This is a genomic window from Thermobaculum terrenum ATCC BAA-798 (assembly GCF_000025005.1).
Taxonomy (GTDB): domain Bacteria; phylum Chloroflexota; class Chloroflexia; order Thermobaculales; family Thermobaculaceae; genus Thermobaculum; species Thermobaculum terrenum.
The window spans coordinates 1,751,312-1,770,559 of record NC_013525.1; the positions used below are offsets into that span (position 1 = coordinate 1,751,312).

General features: G+C 47.2%; 20 protein-coding genes. 2 read left to right on the top strand and 18 right to left on the bottom strand.

Features of this window, described 5'->3' with window-relative positions:
- Positions 1 to 5: 5 nt before the first annotated feature.
- The 4 genes from TTER_RS08220 to mraZ are packed head-to-tail and all read right to left on the bottom strand — an operon-like array spanning position 6 to position 3,559.
- Positions 6 to 1,754 carry a peptidoglycan D,D-transpeptidase FtsI family protein gene (locus TTER_RS08220; protein ID WP_012875554.1) on the bottom strand — a complete coding sequence of 583 codons (1,749 nt, stop codon included), beginning with the start codon at positions 1,752 to 1,754 and terminating at the stop codon, positions 6 to 8.
- Positions 1,741 to 2,172 carry a hypothetical protein gene (locus TTER_RS08225; RefSeq protein ID WP_012875555.1) on the bottom strand — a complete coding sequence of 144 codons (432 nt, stop codon included), beginning with the start codon at positions 2,170 to 2,172 and terminating at the stop codon, positions 1,741 to 1,743. Before TTER_RS08225 ends, TTER_RS08220 begins: the two co-directional genes overlap by 14 nt.
- 27 nt (positions 2,173 to 2,199) lie before the next feature.
- Positions 2,200 to 3,114, bottom strand: a complete 915-nt coding sequence (rsmH, locus tag TTER_RS08230; RefSeq protein WP_012875556.1) for a 16S rRNA (cytosine(1402)-N(4))-methyltransferase RsmH — start codon at positions 3,112 to 3,114, stop codon at positions 2,200 to 2,202.
- 10 nt (positions 3,115 to 3,124) lie between these two features.
- A complete protein-coding gene (mraZ, locus tag TTER_RS08235; protein ID WP_012875557.1) occupies positions 3,125 to 3,559 on the bottom strand; it encodes a division/cell wall cluster transcriptional repressor MraZ in 435 nt (144 codons plus the stop codon).
- 164 nt (positions 3,560 to 3,723) lie between these two features.
- Between mraZ and TTER_RS08240 the strand changes: the two genes are divergently transcribed.
- A complete protein-coding gene (locus TTER_RS08240; RefSeq protein ID WP_012875558.1) occupies positions 3,724 to 3,951 on the top strand; it encodes a hypothetical protein in 228 nt (75 codons plus the stop codon).
- 3 nt (positions 3,952 to 3,954) lie between these two features.
- On the opposite strand, the gene TTER_RS08245 is transcribed toward TTER_RS08240, so the two are convergent.
- From TTER_RS08245 to TTER_RS08290, 10 genes are all read right to left on the bottom strand, one after another.
- On the bottom strand, positions 3,955 to 5,700 hold the full coding sequence (locus TTER_RS08245) for an acetyl-CoA carboxylase biotin carboxylase subunit (protein WP_012875559.1): 1,746 nt from the start codon (positions 5,698 to 5,700) through the stop codon (positions 3,955 to 3,957).
- Positions 5,701 to 5,879: 179 nt separating this feature from the next.
- Complete coding sequence (locus tag TTER_RS08250) at positions 5,880 to 7,421, bottom strand: acyl-CoA carboxylase subunit beta (protein ID WP_012875561.1); 1,542 nt, start codon at positions 7,419 to 7,421, stop codon at positions 5,880 to 5,882.
- Positions 7,422 to 7,439: 18 nt separating this feature from the next.
- Positions 7,440 to 9,005: an acyl-CoA mutase large subunit family protein gene (locus TTER_RS08255; protein ID WP_012875562.1), complete on the bottom strand. Its 1,566-nt coding sequence runs from the start codon at positions 9,003 to 9,005 to the stop codon at positions 7,440 to 7,442.
- Between the two features lie 29 nt (positions 9,006 to 9,034).
- Positions 9,035 to 9,445, bottom strand: coding sequence for a methylmalonyl-CoA epimerase (gene mce, locus TTER_RS08260; RefSeq protein ID WP_012875563.1), 411 nt, complete (start codon positions 9,443 to 9,445; stop codon positions 9,035 to 9,037).
- Positions 9,445 to 11,661: a penicillin-binding transpeptidase domain-containing protein gene (locus tag TTER_RS08265; RefSeq protein WP_012875564.1), complete on the bottom strand. Its 2,217-nt coding sequence runs from the start codon at positions 11,659 to 11,661 to the stop codon at positions 9,445 to 9,447. Before TTER_RS08265 ends, mce begins: the two co-directional genes overlap by 1 nt.
- Positions 11,658 to 12,161: a hypothetical protein gene (locus TTER_RS08270; RefSeq protein WP_012875565.1), complete on the bottom strand. Its 504-nt coding sequence runs from the start codon at positions 12,159 to 12,161 to the stop codon at positions 11,658 to 11,660. The genes TTER_RS08265 and TTER_RS08270 overlap by 4 nt, the downstream gene beginning before the upstream one ends.
- A 9-nt stretch (positions 12,162 to 12,170) precedes the next feature.
- The gene (locus TTER_RS08275; RefSeq protein WP_012875566.1) at positions 12,171 to 12,887 is read right to left on the bottom strand and encodes a type 1 glutamine amidotransferase; all 717 of its coding nucleotides are present in this window, start codon (positions 12,885 to 12,887) and stop codon (positions 12,171 to 12,173) included.
- Positions 12,888 to 12,889: 2 nt separating this feature from the next.
- Positions 12,890 to 14,278, bottom strand: coding sequence for a Mur ligase family protein (locus TTER_RS08280; protein WP_012875567.1), 1,389 nt, complete (start codon positions 14,276 to 14,278; stop codon positions 12,890 to 12,892).
- Between the two features lie 19 nt (positions 14,279 to 14,297).
- Positions 14,298 to 15,128, bottom strand: a complete 831-nt coding sequence (gene mreC, locus TTER_RS08285) for a rod shape-determining protein MreC (RefSeq protein ID WP_012875568.1) — start codon at positions 15,126 to 15,128, stop codon at positions 14,298 to 14,300.
- Between the two features lie 14 nt (positions 15,129 to 15,142).
- Positions 15,143 to 16,210, bottom strand: coding sequence for a rod shape-determining protein (locus tag TTER_RS08290; protein WP_012875569.1), 1,068 nt, complete (start codon positions 16,208 to 16,210; stop codon positions 15,143 to 15,145).
- Between the two features lie 202 nt (positions 16,211 to 16,412).
- Between TTER_RS08290 and radC the strand changes: the two genes are divergently transcribed.
- The gene (gene radC / locus TTER_RS08295) at positions 16,413 to 17,117 is read left to right on the top strand and encodes a RadC family protein (RefSeq protein WP_012875570.1); all 705 of its coding nucleotides are present in this window, start codon (positions 16,413 to 16,415) and stop codon (positions 17,115 to 17,117) included.
- 37 nt (positions 17,118 to 17,154) lie between these two features.
- Here the strand turns inward: radC and TTER_RS08300 are convergent, their stop codons facing one another.
- Genes TTER_RS08300 through rpsP form a run of 4 tightly spaced genes read right to left on the bottom strand, consistent with a single transcriptional unit; the run spans position 17,155 to position 19,151 of the window.
- Positions 17,155 to 18,087, bottom strand: coding sequence for a LysR substrate-binding domain-containing protein (locus TTER_RS08300; protein WP_012875571.1), 933 nt, complete (start codon positions 18,085 to 18,087; stop codon positions 17,155 to 17,157).
- A gap of 2 nt (positions 18,088 to 18,089) precedes the next feature.
- Positions 18,090 to 18,629 carry a ribosome maturation factor RimM gene (gene rimM, locus TTER_RS08305; protein ID WP_012875572.1) on the bottom strand — a complete coding sequence of 180 codons (540 nt, stop codon included), beginning with the start codon at positions 18,627 to 18,629 and terminating at the stop codon, positions 18,090 to 18,092.
- Positions 18,610 to 18,855, bottom strand: coding sequence for a KH domain-containing protein (locus tag TTER_RS08310; protein ID WP_012875573.1), 246 nt, complete (start codon positions 18,853 to 18,855; stop codon positions 18,610 to 18,612). Before TTER_RS08310 ends, rimM begins: the two co-directional genes overlap by 20 nt.
- 5 nt (positions 18,856 to 18,860) lie before the next feature.
- Positions 18,861 to 19,151: a 30S ribosomal protein S16 gene (rpsP, locus tag TTER_RS08315; protein ID WP_012875574.1), complete on the bottom strand. Its 291-nt coding sequence runs from the start codon at positions 19,149 to 19,151 to the stop codon at positions 18,861 to 18,863.
- Positions 19,152 to 19,248 lie beyond the last annotated feature (97 nt).

A 19,248-nucleotide genomic window follows, 5' to 3' on the forward strand; every position in this document is an offset into this window, starting at 1 on the left:
AAACGCTACCCCTGTTCACCACTACTAGTCTCTATTTGTTCTGGCTGATCCGGAGGAATATTGTAGTACGTGTACAGTTTGCGAGCTAGTTCCTTGAAAGCCGGAGCTGCAACTTCAGAGCCCCAGCGTGAGCCTTTAGGCTGATCTATTTTGATTAGTGCAATGAATTTAGGATGCTTGACAGGTGAATAACCTATGAAAGACGCTATAGTCACATTTGGATCGTATTGGCCATTTACTGGTACAGAAGCAGTACCCGTCTTACCTCCGACAGAGTATCCAGGTATTCTAGCAACCTGATACTCCCCTTCTTCGACGACGGTCTTCATCATACTCTTTAGAGTCTCGGCAACCTGTCTAGATAACACCCTTCTGACTACAGTCGGTCGGTTCTCCTTTATTACCTTACCATTCCTTTCTATCTTGGAGACCACATAAGGTCTCATCAACAACCCACCATTGGCCACCGCTGCCTGAGCAGTTATCAGCTGTATTGGTGTTACAGCTATACCCTGGCCATAAGCATTAGTGTACAAGTTGATCGGTGACCAGTTTTTGCTAGATGGCAATACAAGGATACCAGTTGCTTCTCCCTGCAGGTCAATACCAGTCTTCGCACCAAAGCCAAAGTCCTGAACCTTTCTATAGAATCGATCCTCACCAAGCTTGGTGCTTACGTAGGCTGCTCCCACATTGGCAGAGTTCATGAGGACCTCTGTCATGCTTTCATTAGGATGTGGTCTGCCATCCCAGTTGTGTATGGTGTACCCGTACACATTCAGGTAACCCTTGTCATCGATTCGGGTATCGGGAGTGATAACTCCAGCTGCTAGCCCCGCAGCCATAGTTATGATCTTGAAAGTGGACCCAGGTTCATAGGCTGAACTAATGGCAGGGTTAGCAAACACCGAGGTATTCCTGACGTTGTAGAACTCCTGTGGGTTGAAGGTAGGGTAGGAAGCCATAGCTAATATCTCACCAGTATACGGATCCATAACTATGATGCTTCCACCCTTAGCTTTCTGCTCCTTCACAGTCTTCTGGAGCACTTCTTCTGCATAGTATTGCACCGTAGCATCTATAGTCAGCTGCACATCTGCACCAGGCTTTGGAGGTATGACCTGGCGTTGAGCCACAGGAATCCAGTTACCAGCCGGATCCTGTTCGGCTATCATCTTTCCAGGTTCGCCTGATAGGTAGTTATTGTATTCTCCTTCTACGCCATAAGAGCCCACGTTTTCAAAATTGGTAAAACCTAGAACTTGGGCAGCCAGAGAACCATTGGGATAAGCACGAGCGGTTTGAGGTTCAAAACCTATTCCTGGTATATGTAGTGCCTCTATCTTCTCTTTCTGTTCCGTGGTGAGTCTGGTTGCTATAGATACCCAGGGTACACCTTGTTTAAGCTTGTCAGCTATCTCCTTTGCTGGGACACCGATAAGAGGGGATAGCTGTTGGGCAGCACTCTCTGGATCTTCGACATACTGCGGAGTCGCATATAGCCTATAGACCGTTATATTAGAGGCCAGTATCTTACCATTGCGATCGTAAATCCTACCCCTTGGGGGATCTATTTCTCTGACAAGTTGATGTGCTTGCTCTGCCTTGCTAGCCAAAAAAGACCCTTGTATAACCTGTAGGTAGAACAACCTACCTACAAGTACAAGAGCGAACCCTAGAAGAACCCACAAAACGAATTTGAGTCTCCAACCAGGTAGACCGTGATTGTCAGAATAGGTCCTAATCGTGGACATCTAAGCCTCCTGGTAGTTGCTGCTCCTCAACATGGTCGCCGGATTTGAGGTCTTCTGGGCGGACGTTAACCGGGAGGTACTTATATTCGCGTATCGGACGCATCTTCAACTTCTCTCGAGCGTATCTTTCTATCTCTGGAAGGCTTTGCTTGAGACTGATCTGATAGATCAGGTTATCGGTCTCCCTTTGGGCTTCAGCCTGCTGAGCCTGGACCTGCTGTATCTGGTACCCCAACACTGATACCCTAGTTGTTTGTACTAGATAAAGCAGACATGTGAGCGCAAGTAGAGTAACGCCCCCTATAAACATCGAAGCAGAGTCCATCTCAAAGTACATTGGGAAACGGCGCCTCTTTACCTTGGCAGCTGTAATTGGCCTAGGATTGAAGGTCCTCGACCTAGAAGATATAACAGCCATAACAACACCTCCCAGAGTAATCTTGACCTACAACTTCTCCGCGGCTCTCAGCTTAGCGCTACGACTTCTAGGATTTACCTTTACCTCTTCCTCAGAAGGAACTATGGGCTTTCGAGTCAGCACTTTGATCTCAGGACGATGATTACAAGTGCACACCAGCTGCTCCGGCGGACATATACAACCTTTCGAACGCTCACGCATGAAATGCTTTACAATACGATCCTCGAGCGAATGGAAGCTTATTACCACAAGCCTACCACCGACCCTCAGAACACGAAGAGCACCAGCCAGCCCTTCCTGTAGAGCATCCAATTCATCATTTACGGCTATCCTTAGAGCTTGGAAGGTTCTCGTTGCTGGGTGTATCCTGCTTCTTTTGCCTTTATAAACAGATTCCACTGCTTGCACTAATTGCACGGTAGTAATAATAGGCTCACGACTGGACTTTATAGCTCTGGCAATCTGCCTACTCTTGGGTTCTTCTCCGTACTCCCATATAATGCGTGCTAATTCCTGTTCAGAAGACTCCCTAATAATGTCCGCCGCAGTCTTTCCACTAGTAGGATCAAAGCGCATATCTAGCGGCTCGTCCCTTCTGAAGGAGAAACCAGCAGCCCACGCATCTACCTGCATGGAAGATATACCCAGATCAAACAGCACACCGTCGCATGGGTTAAAATCGTGCTCGGTAGCAGCCTGCTCAATGTACCTGAAGTTCGTATGCACCAGCACATATCTGCCAACAAATCTACCTAGCCTCTGCTGAGCTAACTCAATAGCCCTGGGATCCGCATCCAGCCCTAGCACCCTTCCAGATGGTGAGCTTCGCTCCAGCATCTTCTCTGCATGCCCACCAGCACCTAATGTGGCATCGATATACTTGCCATTAGGATGAATATCTAGTAGAGCTATAGACTCATCAAGAAGCACGCTAGTGTGCATACCAAACACCTCACATCATCCCCAGATCTGCTAGGGTCTGGGCTATATCTGCAGCATTTTCTTCGCTCTGACGCTCCATCTCCTCCCATCGAGCTTTGTCCCATATCTCTATGTATGTATCCATGCCGGCAACCACCACCTCGGAAGTAAGGCCGGCAGCCTCACGAAGGTATTCAGGAATAAGTATTCTCCCCTGCTTATCAAGCTCAGTATCGCACGCCTGGGCAAACAGCACTCTTCGAATTATCCGCGCCTTCTGGTCAGTGACTGGGAATCTATTGAGGGCCTCAGTTAGCTTCTTCCACTCTGACATGGGATAAACCGTCAGGCATGGCTCGAAACCTCTGGTGACAACAAAGCCTTCAGCCAGCCTAGCTCTGAACTTAGCCGGCATGGCCAGTCGACCCTTATCATCCAGCTTGTTGTCAAATCTTCCAAGAAACACTTCTTAGCTCCACTGGGTGGAAAGTTATCCACATTTCCACCCACTTATCCCCACTTTCAACCACATTTATCCACAGGTCACCATTATGGGGACAAAAAGTACAAGTTACAAGGCTCAAAAGCATTGTGTTATAATAGAACTTAGGTTCACAAAGGAGGCTGATAATGTTTCTTGTATGGTTCGATGATTCAAAAAGGGTTACTACTGAAGAGAAGATAAAAAATGCGATCGAAAGATATGTGGATAGAATGGGACAGCATCCTAATGTTTGTCTGGTAAACAAGGAGGATGCCAACGTCAAGGTAGAGGGCATATCGATTCATGCGGTGGATTACGTGCGGCCCGGCTACTATTGGGTAGGGATAGAAGATGAGACTCAACAAGCAGCATAAGCGTTAAGAGGATATTTCCATTAGCGGCTGACCAACAACTACTGGGTTTCCAGGTTCAATAAGCAACTTGGAAACCTTACCATTTTTATGAGCTGCTATCTCGTTCTCCATCTTCATCGACTCTATGATGCAAACTGGCTGACCAGCGGACACCATCTCACCCTCTGATACTAGCACTCGCAATAAATTACCTTGAATAGGGCTAACAAGAGTATCCTCGCCAGTTCTTCTGGTAAGACCCGCACTCGTAGCGGCTCGTACTTTGGAAGAGGATGTGTTTGTCTTCTGGCTCTTGTTCTCTCCACTATTGTAAACAATTACTTCGAATCTCCTGCCATCCACCTCCACTATTAGGTTCTCTTCGTTGTAAGAGTGAGACCCTATAGATGGCGCAGATAGGGTAGCCCCAACGAGACGGATTTCATCCATGTGGTCCTGAACGAAGTGAGTACTTACTGGCCCTTCAATGAATTCCTTCCTGTTTACCATCCAACGATGAAAGTCCAATGTAGAGGGAACACCTTCAATTACGTACTCCATTAGCGCTCGACGGAGCCTATCAATAGCTTCTCGTCTATCCTTGCCCCAAACTATTAGCTTTGCAAGAAGAGAATCATAATCGGAAGCAAGTTCACAACCAGAGGCAATTCCACTATCCACTCTAACCCATGGCCCAGCAGGCTCACGCAACCTACTTATTCGACCGCTTACTGGCATAAAGTCATTGGCAACATCTTCAGCATTGATTCGACACTGTATAGCATGACCTAAAGGTGAGCTAGGGACATCAACAAGATATCCAGCTGCGGTTAGTATCTGCATAGCAACCAGGTCACAACCATAGACCACTTCGGTCACTGTATGCTCTACTTGCAAGCGGGTATTCATCTCCAGAAAGTAAAAATCACCGGATGGTGATAAAAGCATCTCTACCGTACCTGCGCTCTTATACCCAACAGCCTTAGCAAGGTTGACAGCAGCTAATTCCATTGCTGCCCTAGTGGAGTCATCTATCAAAGGGGCTGGAGCCTCTTCTATAAGCTTCTGCCTTCTTCTCTGAGTGGAGCAGTCTCTCGTACCTATTGCGAAGACATCTCCATCACACCTACCAAATATCTGTACTTCCACATGTCTTGGGTGAGGGAGATACTTCTCTATATAGACATCAGAGCTACCGAAATAGCTTAGGCCCTCACGCTGTGCAGTCTCTATGGCAGTAGCTAACTCACTCAGAGCATTTACTGTCCTTAATCCCTTGCCACCACCTCCTCCGGCAGCTTTAATCACCACGGGGAGACCGTGCTCAGTCACGAAACTTTCAGCTTCACTAAGCTTTTCTAATGGGCCATATCCAGGCAATATCGGCACTCCCGCCTCGGCAGCTAAAGATCTAGCTCGTAGCTTATCGCCCATCTTGAAAATGGCCTCATGAGAAGGCCCAATAAAGGTGATTCCAGCCTCCTGGCAGGCCAAAGCGAAATCAGCGTTCTCAGAAAGGAAGCCATAGCCTGGATGTATAGCATCGCAGCTAGATCTCTTTGCTATCTCGATAATCTTTTGAATATTCGTGTAAGTTTCCGAGGATGATCGCCCGCGCAAAGCGTAGGACTCATCCATCCAGTCTAAGAAGGGAGCCTCACGGTCCGAATCTGAATAAATACCTACCGTCTTGACACCCAGATCACGACAGGTGCGAGCTATCCTAATAGCTATCTCACCCCTATTAGCTATCAGAATCTTTTTGAACATAACGTCTCGCTAACCTCTCAAAATAGTAGGTTCCCATTCTAAGCCCAGTCGCTTCTAACCTAGAAAAAACTTGCCACGCGCTTGTAGCTACACTCTCCTGGCTCTGTAGATCAGCGTTCTCCATAGTCATCAGCGCAGCAAGAATTGCAACCATGTATTCTTGTGGAACATCTTTTGTCTTAAAGCGGAATGTTACCATGTTTTTTGCTAGGAGGTATCTCTCTCTTAGTTCTAAGCAGCCTCAAAGCATTGATCAGCATCTTTCTTGTGTCTTTCGGATCTATTACATCATCCACATAGCCACGAGAGGCAGCGTGGTAGGGATCGGCAAACTGAGCCCTGTATTCGTCAATAAGCTGTTGGGCAAGAGCTTCAGGATCTTTGGCCTCTGCTAGGCGGCGTCTATGCAGGATCCTTATAGCACCCTCGGGTCCCATGACTGCTATCTCCGCTGTAGGCCATGCTAGATTGATATCTGCCCTTATGTGCTTGGAACACATAACATCGTAAGCTCCACCATAAGCTTTACGAGTTATAACCGTTAGCTTAGGAACGGTGGCTTCAGCGTAGGCATACAACAGCTTCGCACCGTGGCGAATTATACCCCCGTACTCCTGATTAGTGCCTGGAAGAAATCCGGGTACATCCACGAACGTGACCAAGGGTATATTGAACGCATCACAGAACCTTACAAACCTTGCAGCCTTTTCAGAAGCATCTATATCTAACGTGCCGGCCAACACCTTAGGTTGATTACCAACTACCCCTACAGCAAATCCTCCAAGACGAGCGAAAGCTGTAACGATGTTCTGCGCCCACTCGGCTTGAACCTCAAGCATATAACCTTCGTCGACAACATCCCTTATAACATCTCGCATATCATAGGGTTTATTAGGACTATCTGGTAATACTGATATTGCCGTCAAGCATTCTCGATCAGGAGAATCCTCAGTTTCATAGAATGGCGGATCTTCAAGGTTGTTTTGTGGCAGGAAGGTTAGCAATTCCTTAACCTGCTCAAATACTGCGGGCTCATCTGGTGCTACAAAATGAGCCACACCGCTCTTTGTACTATGGGTTATTGCGCCCCCTAGCTCCTCAAAAGTCACTTCCTCGCCAGTAACTGCTTTTATAACCTCTGGCCCGGTAATAAACATGTAGCTGGTGTTTTCAACCATAAATATAAAATCTGTCAGTGCGGGAGAATATACAGCACCCCCTGCACATGGTCCGGCTATCACACTCAGTTGTGGGATAACACCACTCGCCTGCACATTACGCCAGAAGATCTCAGCATATCCCCCAAGAGCCACAACTCCTTCTTGGATCCTGGCTCCCCCAGAATCGTTGATGCCTATCACGGGAGCTCCGACCTTCATTGCCAGATCCATGACCTTACAGATCTTTTCGGCAACCACTTCTCCAAGTGATCCACCGAAGATCGTAAAATCTTGGGAATAGACAAATACCTGTCTTCCTTCTATGGTACCGTAGCCCGTTATCACTGCATCTCCTAGTGGCTTCCTATCGCGAATCTCTTCAGTCCGGTGAGTTACAAAAGCATCGATTTCATGAAAGCTTCCATCGTCAAGCAGCAGATCAAGCCTTTCCCAAGCTGTAAGCTTGCCTTTATCGTGCTGCCTAGAGGCGTTCGATTCTCGTTGCTCCTGCAGCTGGGCTCTCATATCCTGCAGTTGTTTTATCCTGGAATCCAAACTCACGATATACTATCTCCACATCTAATAAGGCGGATTATATTCGCCGAAGACAGACCTCAGAGCATCACATATCTCACCAACAGTTGCATAGGAAGCTACAGCCTTCTTAATGACTGGAAGAAGATTATCCTGAGATGCAGCGACTTGCTTGACTGCCAACAGAGCTTCTTGCACTTGAGAGGTATCTCTCCTATTCCTCAAATCTTTCAGTCGCTGCTTTTGCTTATACTCAAGCTCTTCATTTACCCTGAGAGTTTCCACTCTCTCCTCTTCATCGGTCTGAAATTTATTTACACCAACTACAACACGTTCCTGGGATTCCATTGCCAGCTGTTTAGCGTAGGCAGATTCATGTATCTGAGCCTGCATCCATCCTGTCTCTATAGCACGGACCGCACCGCCTCGATTCTCAACTTCATAGAGCAGAGACCAAACTCGATTTTCTATCTCCTCCGTTAGGTGTTCCACGAAGTATGAGCCCCCTAAGGGATCAACTACCGATGCGACCCCTGTCTCGTAAGCGAGTATCTGCTGTGTTCTAAGGGCCAACCTTGCAGATTCAGCTGTGGGTAGCGCTAATGCCTCATCATAGGCATTAGTGTGCAAGCTCTGGGCGCCTCCCAGAATAGCAGACATCGCCTGATAAGCTACTCTTACTATGTTGTTAAGTGGTTGCTGAGCCGTAAGAGATGCACCACTTGTCTGGCAATGAAACCTCAGCTGCATAGATCTGGGGTTCTTTGCACCAAATCTTTCCTTGACTATCTTCGCCCAGACACGCCTAGCAGCCCTGAACTTGGCCACTTCTTCAAAAAAGTCGCTGTCAGCAACAAAGAAGAAAGACAACCTCGGAGCAAAATCATCTATCTTGAGCCCCGCCTCCAAGGCGCGTTCACAGTATGCAATGGCATTAGCCAAGGTAAAGGCAACTTCTTGTACTGCAGTGGCTCCAGCCTCACGAATGTGATAGCCGCTTATACTAATAGGATTCCACTTGGGTAAGTGCTGGCGACAATAGGCAAAAGTGTCCGTTATAAGCCTCATAGATGGCTCTGGTGGGAATATATATGTCCCACGTGCCACGTATTCCTTCAAAATATCGTTCTGAATAGTTCCGGAGAGTTGCTCAGGAGATACCCCTTGCTTCTCAGCCACTATTTCATACATAAGCAATAGTATGGCAGCTGGTGCATTTATGGTCATAGACGTACTGACTTTATCCAACGGTATACCTTCAAATAGAGTCTCCATATCCTCTAGCGAGGATATAGCTACTCCAACCTTACCGACCTCACCAGCAGCCAGGGGGTGGTCAGAATCGTATCCCATCTGGGTGGGAAGGTCAAAAGCCACAGATAATCCTGTCTGACCATTGGACAGCAAATACTTGAAACGGGCGTTGGTTTCTTCAGCGCTACCATACCCAGCATATTGCCTCATAGTCCATAATCTAGTTCTATACATCTCTGGATATATGCCACGAGTATAGGGATACTCTCCCGGCTTGGAATCAGGCGTATATACCTGCTCATAAAAGCTTCTAAGCTCTATACCGGACGCCGTCCTAAATTCCTTCTGGTCAGACAAGTCCTCACCTCCACTCTTCAATTGGACACTTAGTCCACATGCTGTACCAGCTCAATCAATACCCCATGAGTGGATTCAGGATGAATAAAGGCCACTAAATGACCTCCTATACCCTTTCTGGGTTTGCTATCTATTAGCCTATAGCCTTCTGATTCCAGCCTCGCGAGTTCTAATTCTATGTCCTCTACTGCATAAGCTACGTGGTGAAATCCTTCTCCTCTTTTGTCGAGGAATCTAGCCACACCACTGTCATCTACAGTTGGGGTAATTATCTCGAGCTTGCTATCTCCAACCTGCAAGAGAATCACGAACACCCCCTGTTCTGGGATATCATCTCTCGTGATCTCAGTTGCAGCTAGCATATTTTTGTAATGCTGGGCTACTGCTTCGGCATCTCTGGCGACAAGAGCCACATGGTCTATGGAATACTTATGGATCACTACTTGTTCCTTTCAAGGTAGTAATTGATTATCTTGGCTCCTACTTCAGGCGCAGGATCCGAGCCTGATTTTACACCATCAATGACTACAGCTATAGATACTTTTGAATTCGTATAGGGAGCAAAAGCGGTGAACCAGGAGATAGGCTTCATACCGTGCTTAGCTAATACCGCTGGTGGTGTCCCTACCATCACCCCAGCATCGATATCCCTAGACAGCAATCCACGTGTCCGTAAATAGGACGCAGCGCCGCTTTGCAGAGACTGAAGCATGGCTTGACGTATTATATCTAGATACTTGGACGAAACAACGCTCTTGCTGCGGACCTCAGGGACAAACTCCTTTACAGTTTTTCCTCGGGGATCCACAATCCTGATGACTAGCCTTGGCTTGTACAGGGTACCACCGTTAGCCACAGAGGCCGTAGCAGCAGCCACCTGGATCGGCGTCACGAGAGTGTATCCTCTCCCCACCCCTGTATTTAGGGTGTCGAATACGGTCCAAGGAGTGTCCGGATAATTCTTCTCCTTCCACTGAGCATCTGCCAGCAACCCGGAAGACTCTCCATTTAGATCTATTCCCGTTCTCTGCCCAAAACCGAAAGCTCTAAGATACTTATTGACAGCCTCTATACCTATCCCCTGGAAATTTACTGGCAGTTCCGCACCAGGAGGATAATACCTCAACGGCCTGCCCATAATGTCAATTTGGCCCGAAGGCGCAGATACCAGGTAGAAGAAGACATCACAAGACTTGGAGAGAGCACCAATCACATTCTCGTTTGTCACCTTGGAGGTGCTCCAGTCATAAACTCTCTGGCGTACTATCCCGCTAGCACTAGTTACCACTGGGACATCTATGTAGCCACCACACTGTAGCTTAGTGTCTGCTCTTATAGCCCCCTCTGCCAAGCCAGCTGCAGCGATATATGGCTTGAGTACCGAGCCAGGCATGTACATGCCACTGATTGCTTTATCTAGTAATGGGGCTCCTGGGTCCTGTTGTAACTTGTTGTATTCCCCATAGGATATACCACCTATAAAGGCATTGTTATCATAGCTTGGAAAGCTAACCATGGACAGAACATCGCCGTTTTGAGGGTCAATAACGACCGCAGCCCCGGATCTAGCACCACTTTGCCTGACAGCCGAGCTAATCTGCTCATATATAAACTTCTGAAGATCAGAATCTATCGACAGTACTATATTGTCACCTGGAACAGGATTTGTTATATCTCCCTCCCTAACTACCCTGTTAGTGCTGGTTACCTCGACTTCTTTGTGTCCCTCTACCCCTCTAAGATAAGGCTCCATGAGAAATTCGAGCGCAGCTCTACCTACAGTAGCATCCAGTCTGTAAGGATCCTGCCCAAACCGTTTTGCCAGGGATTGTAAATAGTCAAGCTGCTCGGCCAAAATCTTGCCTGTATAACCTATCAGGTTCGAAAACACCGGCCCCTGAGGATAGTCTCTTGATGAGGAGTACTCTATAGACACCCCAGGTAACAATACCCTTTGCGATTCTATAGATAGGGCTACATCACGAGGAACACCTTCTGCGACTTCCACAGGTTGAAATGGCGGTACACCGCTATGCTCGACTAGCCACTGTAATCTCAAGACTGCATTGAAGCCTTGTATGCCTTCCAGGGACTTCCTAATAGATGCTAACCTGTCGGATGGTATATCCTCCAGTAGGACTTTAGGAGATTCATCTCTCTTTGAAGCCTTGATAACATCAGCAACTTCTTCTGGTGCCAACCCTAGCCTCTGAGCTACTACTCTAGACACAGCATCTATATTGTCATTTGAGATCATGCTGCCGTTTACATAGACTACTGCACCAAGATGCAGCCAACTCTCAAGTCTATTTAGTACCTCTTGGTAATGTGACTCATCCTCAGGCATATCAGAAAGTGTTAGATAAACCTTCCATTTGGGAACGTTATATACCAGTTGCTTACCGTTTCGGTCATAGAAGAGCCCTCTCGGAGGTTCTATTGGGATCAATCTTATAGAATTATTTCTAGCCATCTCCCTATACTGGGGACCATCGACTATCTGTAGATACCAAAGCCTGATAGCCAGGATAGTGAATGCTAAGACGATAAGCAGTTTGAATATCGTCCACCTTCTACCGGTATCTGGCGGAGGACCATCTGGATCTTGATCTGTGTGTAACCATCCTTTGTAGAACAGCTTAGGATTGAGGCTCATATCGAAGATATCCTCTTCCTATAACCACCAACGCTTAACTTCTTTACTAGCAAGTACACCGGCACAGATAGTAAAGCATTTATTACTACGGAAGGTAATAACCACCTAAACAAGAAATCAAACCAAAGATTACTCCATCCCGATATATAGCTCACGAACACATTAGCGAAGCCATAAACTATCGTAGCTAGCGCGACACCCACCGGTGCGGCAAAAGGAGATCTGAGTAAGAGCATGTGATAAACCACATACATCACCATGGCAGCCAAGCTCAAAGATACGAAACCAGTTCCTACAGAAAATCCAGTGGACAAGTCACTTACAAGGCTTACCAACGCAATCGTAATAACCGCTAGATATGGGTTCTGCATTACCACTATCAGTAGCGTAAGAACCAGCCAAAGGTTGTTGAGCAAAAAAACAGGAAAGATGGGAATAAGTACAAAGTGTATGACTATAAACGACAACAAGGCTAGTATGAGCAGTCCTAATGATCTCATAAGAAGCACTTACCTGGGCCTGGCAGCAGCAATATCGTGAGCAAGAAACTCAAAGGTATCATCCAGTTTACTTAGCTCTATTTTGCCATACCTCCTGCTCAGAGCCAGGCCGAGGATGTGGTCTGTAAGCAGGTGGTTCTTAGGGAGTATAGGGCCATGCATATAGGTGCCGAATACAGTTCCGGATATTACCCCTTCCGTTCCATCCGTGCCATTATTACCCTTACCCTTTAAAACCTCACCAAGAGGTTCTACCCCTTCACCCAGATAGGTCAATCCACTGTGGTTCTCAAACCCCACAAGTTTTCCATAGGGGGAATCGACGATAACGTTGCCTATAAACCTCTCGTTACCAGCAATTGTGTAAGAGTTTATTAGCCCAACGCCCTCGATACGAGGGGCATTCCAAGGCTGGTAATATAATCCCAGCAGTTGATATCCTCCACAAACTGCTAGCACAACTGCGCCGTAATCTACCGCCACCCTTAGTCTCTCGCCGTTCAACTTTTGAAGATCGCGAGCTGCTACATATTGTTCCTTGTCCTGCCCGCCGCCAAACACGAATACATCAAAATAATCAGGATCTATAGGATCACCTGGATTTATAATCTTGACAATGGGGGCTATCCCCCTCCACTGAGCGCGTTTTGCCAACGCAATAACATTACCTCTATCCCCATAGATATTCATTAGGCCACCATAAAGAAAGCAGATCCTTAGCTCCATATTCAGTCCTCCCAATATGGATCAACCCATCCTCGGGAGGACATTATCCTCCTAAGGTCCAACATGGCAGTGTAGGTAGGCATTACTCTAAGCTCACCCCCGGAGGAGGTCAGGCTGAGCGACCTATCCAGAGCATCTTCTAGGCGCTCTACCAAGTGGATATTGGAGGGATCTACACCAGCGTACTTTAGGCGCAAGGCCATATCTGCGCCACGAATCCCGCTGACTACAAAAGGACTATTTCTGGAAGCTAGCATCTCAAAATCAGCATCCCATAACCAAGATACATCTCTACCATCTGCAAAGTTGTCATTTATTGCAATCAATATCGGATCAGTCGAATCATCGTAAGAGAACATTCTAAGGACTTCGTTACAGCCCACGGGATTCTTGATCAATGCAAGCACTATTTGTTTGTCCCCTACTTTGACCCGCTCGAATCTACCGAATGCCGCTTCAAAGGAACGAATTGTTTGCTCAACCAAATATGCTTCTACACCTGCTTCCATAACGAGTGAACATGCCGCCAAGGCATTGTAGACGTTGTACAAACCTGGAAGTGGTAGATCAAGATGCAAGATAGATTGGGAATGGTGCAACTCGAAACTCACGCTTCTTACACCATTGAACTGTATGCCTCTCGCCTCATAATCTAGGGCAGGTCTGCTAAAACCACAATTGAGACAACAGTAATTGCCCATATGGGACACATATACAGAGGAATACAGCAAGCCTCCACCACAGTCGGGACAAAATACGGCATCCGCTGCATGTGGTAGATCGTGCATTGCTACTTCATTGTCGTTGAGACCATAGTAGATAACCCTGCAGTTTACTTGACGGGCAATCGATACAAGCGAAGGATCATCGGCATTGACTATAAGAGTAACTTCACTTGGTAGCTTAGATATGACTTCGACCCAGCGTTTACGCACTGTATCGATCTCACCATACCTATCGAGCTGATCGCGGAATAAGTTAGTGAGCAGAATAGACCTTGGTGTCAGGCAGGAGAGGACTCCAGGAAGAGAAGCTTCATCTACCTCAAATACCGCCAACTCCGCGGTAGGCATCCCCGAAATCCTGGAATTGTCCACTAAGGAGGAAGCTATTCCTCTGACCAGGTTGCTCCCAGACCTATTATGTAAAACTTTATAACCATCCTTCACAAAGCATTCGGCAATTATTCTGCTAGTCGTAGTTTTGCCGTTCGTGCCGCTCACTAAGAAAACACCATCCTCTAAACGACTCGATACACGGCTGACGACATCAGGATGTACCCTTTGCGCTACCAGGCCAGGCAAAGCGGTACCACCGCCTCTACCAGAGGCACGAATCAACTTGCTGGCAAGTTTGGCGCTAAGTATGGCTAAGGATAGCCTCAAATCCAAATACCTGTCTCCCTAGAGGTTACTTATTGCTCACTACGAGCACGCGATCTACCGATCGCACGTCTACCGCAGGTATAACTTCCGCTACTTGCTCTAGCCCTGAGTCGGAGCTTTTGACCGACTTTACCTGCCCTATCAAAAGGCCGCTAGGAACTATACCCCCTAGATGCCCCGTAACTACCCAATCACCCGCTTTTACTCTCGGCTGACCATCAGGCATCTTACCAACTTCGATATACCTTAGTTCCAGTAGTCCTCCTCTCTGCCACCTACCCTCTAGAACGCCATCAGCTTGGGTTCTAGCTATCTCAGCGCTTACGGAGCTATCTATATCTGTGATCAAAAGCACTTGAGATCGATGCTGTTCAACATTCATGATCTGACCAACAAGAGCTCCTCCAGGGTGCACAACAGCTTGCCCGACCCGCACACCATCGGCGGAGCCCTTATCAATGACAAGATACTGATGCATAGCTGTTGGATCACGAGCTATGACCATAGCATTTAGCATCTTTAGATCTGTCCTAGCTCGAGCAAATCCAAGTTGTTGCCTTAGCTCCTCATTTTCCTGCTGAAGGCTCTGCAGCTTAGCATTCTCTGCCTGGAGGCGTAGTATCTCCTGCTGCAACCTTTTGTTCTCCTGCTCGAGCTTTCCAGCAGAGATGATAGAGGCGCTGAAATCATCTACAAAATAACCAACAGAAGATACTGCTCTCTGAACGGGGCCTATCAGCGTATCCGCAAGATCGGCAATAGGGGAAGTAAGCCTAAGGCTACTGGCCAAAAACAGAGTCAGACCAACCACAGCAAGCAAGGCAAGCGCTGTTACGCCCTTGCGAGCATCAGTCATACTATCCCTCTCTCTTACTGAGTAACAGCGGCACGACGCATCTGCTGACCAGCCCTTAGAGCATTTTGGTACTCCATCAAGCTCTCAACTACCTTGCCAGTTCCTCGGGCTACACATGTAAGTGGATCGTCAGCTATACGTACAGGCATCTGTGTCTCAGCGGCTATCCTCTTATCGAGCCCGAGGAGTAGGGCTCCTCCACCCGCCAAAGTTATCCCATGCTCCATAATATCGGCTATAAGCTCTGGAGGTGTCTCCTCGACCGCTAACTTGACAAGCTCAACAATCTCGTCCACTGGGCCTTTTATAGCTTCCCTAAGGTCTATACTAGAAACCTCTACAGCCTTTGGTAGACCGGTAAGTATATCTCTGCCTCTAAGAGTGACCCTACGCTCTTCCTCCAAAGGATAAGCTGAGCCAGCAACAATCTTGGCAGCCTCAGCCATTCTCTCGCCAATCAGAAGATTACATTCATGACGGGCGAACTGTATGATAGCCTCATCGATCTCATCTCCCCCCACTCTTATAGAGTGGTTGATAACAATCCCTCCCAACGAGATGACGGCTATCTCAGTAGTTCCACCACCTATGTCCACCACCATACTACCAGTAGGCTCGTTTACAGGAAGCCCAGCACCAATACCAGCAGCCATAGGTTCCTCGATTGTATAGGCCTCTCTGGCACCGGCGGCGATGGCAGCATCTTTAGCAGCTCTCTTCTCGACTTCCGTCACACCACTAGGTATCCCGATCACCACTCTTGGTCTTGATGGATAGATGCTGCCATTATGCACCCTTTCAATGAAGTACCTGAGCATCTTCTCGACGATATCGATATCAGCAATGACACCATCCTTGAGCGGTCGTACAGCCACTATATTTGCTGGTGTCTTGCCTACCATGGCCTTGGCTTCAGACCCTACAGCAAGCACCTCTCGTGTCTTTTTATCTATAGCTACCACAGAGGGCTCGGAAATTACTATCCCTCTACCTCTTACGTGAACCAAAGTATTTGCAGTTCCTAGATCTATGCCAAGATCTCTACTGAATAATCCGAATAGTGCGTTTATAGGAGACCTCATATTACTCCCATCATCGTTCTCGTAGTTGTAGTACTAATATTAGTTATAAGCAAAAGTAATAATCGGAGTAAACTCAATAAATCAATCCGCGGCAATTGTAGCATAGTGTCATCACTCAAAATAACGTCAAAAATTGTCACTTAATCGTAGCAAGCCCCATCTCTTGATAGCTTGGAAGAATCTCTGTTATCCTCAACGCAGCATGAGCACAGACGGTTACACCAGTTTCACTCTCAAGGAAACTCCGGAGACTGACAGACCTAGAGAAAGACTGAAGGCTCTGGGACCATCCTATCTAAGTGATGCTGAACTTTTAGCCATAATACTCAGGGTGGGAATAAAGGGAGAAAACGTCATCGACCTTGCCAGGAGGCTACTAGCTCAGAACCAGGGTATCACTGGGCTAGCTTCGATTGACTTTAACTCTCTAGCTTCTCAGAGGGGAGTAGGGGAAGCTAAAGCCTGTCAGATCAAGGCAGCATTAGAGCTAGGAAGGCGCTATCTAAAGGAAATGCCCGAGCAGAGGAGAAGAATAACTTCGCCGGAAGACATAGCAGATCTGCTTATGTTAGAGATGGGGCATCTTGAACAGGAACATCTAAGAGTAGTACAGCTAAATACCAAGAATCAAATATTAGCTATAACTGAGGTCTACAAGGGAGGCTTGAATTCGGCACTAATAAGACCGGCAGACGTATTCAAACCTGCAGTACGCAACAACGCTGCGAGCATTATTCTAGCCCACAATCATCCGTCGGGAGATCCAACTCCTAGCTCTGAGGACGTAAGGACTACTGAATCACTGATCGAAGCGGGTAAGCTACTGGATATAGAAGTGCTTGATCACATAATCGTAGGCCGTAATAGCTACACATCAATGAGGAGAAGACACCTAGGATTCAGGTAAAGCGACTTAACTGTCACCTAGACCAAAGGAGCAAGAACTAGGGAACGGTTACAGGAGTAGACTTGAGGATATTTGAGGGCTTAAGCTGAGGCGCATATTGGCGGACAAAATCCATAAAATCTTCTGCCGCTGGCGTATAGTAACGAGCTGGGTTAGTCACCATGACGTAATCCCGCCTAATATCAAGATCAACTATTTCTATCTGCCTTAGGTGCCCGGCTGCCACCTCTCTTAGTACGCTCCATTGGCTCACCATGGCTACACCAAGTCCAGCTTCAACGGCTTTCTTGATATCCTCCGTACCAGCCATCTCCATCGCTATATGCAGATTGACCCCTTTATGCCTGAGACGACTTTCAATAAGCCGCCGAGTAGTAGAACCATAACGGGCTATTATAAAGCGCTCATTTGCAAGATCCTGCGCTCTTATCTGCTGTCTGCTAGAAAGCGGGTGGTGAGGAGAGGTTATAAGTACCACTCGGTCTGGAAGTATGGGTTCAGCTTTGAGCTTTTTATCAGTTACTGGCCCCCCAACTATGGCCAGATCAAGCAACCTGTTGGCAAGAGCTGCCAGTAGGCTCTCAGTTCCTTCGATACGAAATATAATCTCAGTTTCCGGATGATTCTTGCGATACGCTGCTATCAACGGGGGGGTTATATACATGCCGCCGGTAGTATTAGCCCCTACAACAAACCTACCCTTTACACCTGCCTTTATACCGGCAAGTGCATGCTGAGCTTCTTCCTCTATATGGAGCATAGATTGAGCGTAACGATAGAGCACTTCACCTGCATAGGTAGGCACAATCTTTCCATCCACCCGCTCCACCACGGGTACACCGCAGGCAGTTTCAAGGGCCTTGATTTGTTGGCTAACGGCAGGCTGGCTCAAATGCAGTTGCTCAGCAGCTGCAGTATAAGAACCTCGATTGATAAGTGCAACCAGGACACGCAACTGATTCAGATTCATAATTAGCTCTCCCAAGGCAACAACCCTGGAATCAATTCTACTACGAGACGTCTATTCTCAAGGTCCACATCCTTCACTACGTCCTTAATAGCCGGTATGAGAATCTCCCCCCTTGGATGATCCACAACAAATACATCATTAGCTTCTCGGATCAAAATCTCGCGCAACGTACCCAGAGGCTCTCCTGATGTAGAAACCACTTCCATACCTTGGAGATCAAAATGATAAAAGGTATCTTCTGGCAAGGGCATGACCTGTTCTTTCGGAATATACAGGTACATACCAGAGAGAGCTTTAGCCTGTTCGGGTGATTCCATACCCTCGAATCGGACAAGCACAAACTTAGGCAGCACACGTACGGATACCACCTTATGCAGCGCATCCCCAACGTATACCTGTCTAAGCTGTTTGAATCTCTCAGGGTTGTCAGTTATAGGTTCAACTTTAACTTCTCCTCTCACCCCATGGGGTGAGAGGATTCGTCCAACTATTACATAGTTATCAGGTGGATGTGGACGTCTCCTAAGCCTTGCCAGACTCACGTATTTCCAACTCTGCCTTTATACCCTCGCGGGTAGCAGCAATGGATACAAGAGTGCGTATAGCCTTAGCAACTCTACCGTTGCGACCTATTACCCTACCCATATCATTAGGATCCAGGAAGAGCGTATAAGTTACTCCCCTGGGCTTAGAGGTCTTAGTGACCTGAACCACATTAGGATTATCAGCCAAAGACTTGGCTACATACTCTACAAGCTCCTCTATCACCCTAGCTATTCACCTGCCTGTTGCTCTGATTGTTCCGAACCAGAAGACTCCCTAGAAGGTAGAATTCCCTGGCGACGCATTAGCTTCTTCACGATGACTGTAGGTTGAGCACCCCTAGACAGCCAAAGCTTGGCTTTCTCCTCGTCTATCACGATGGTCGTGGGTTCAGTGAGTGGATTGTAGTAGCCAATAGACTCTATGAACCTACCATCACGTGGTGATCTGGCATCAGCAACAACTATTCTATAAAATGGCTTCTTTTTTGCACCCATACGGCGAAGCCTTATTCTGACCAATTCAACCCTCCAAACTTAAAATTATAATTCTCGAACAGCAGTGATTATAACCAACAGTTTTACGTTACAGCAAGGATGCTTATCACTATTTGAGATA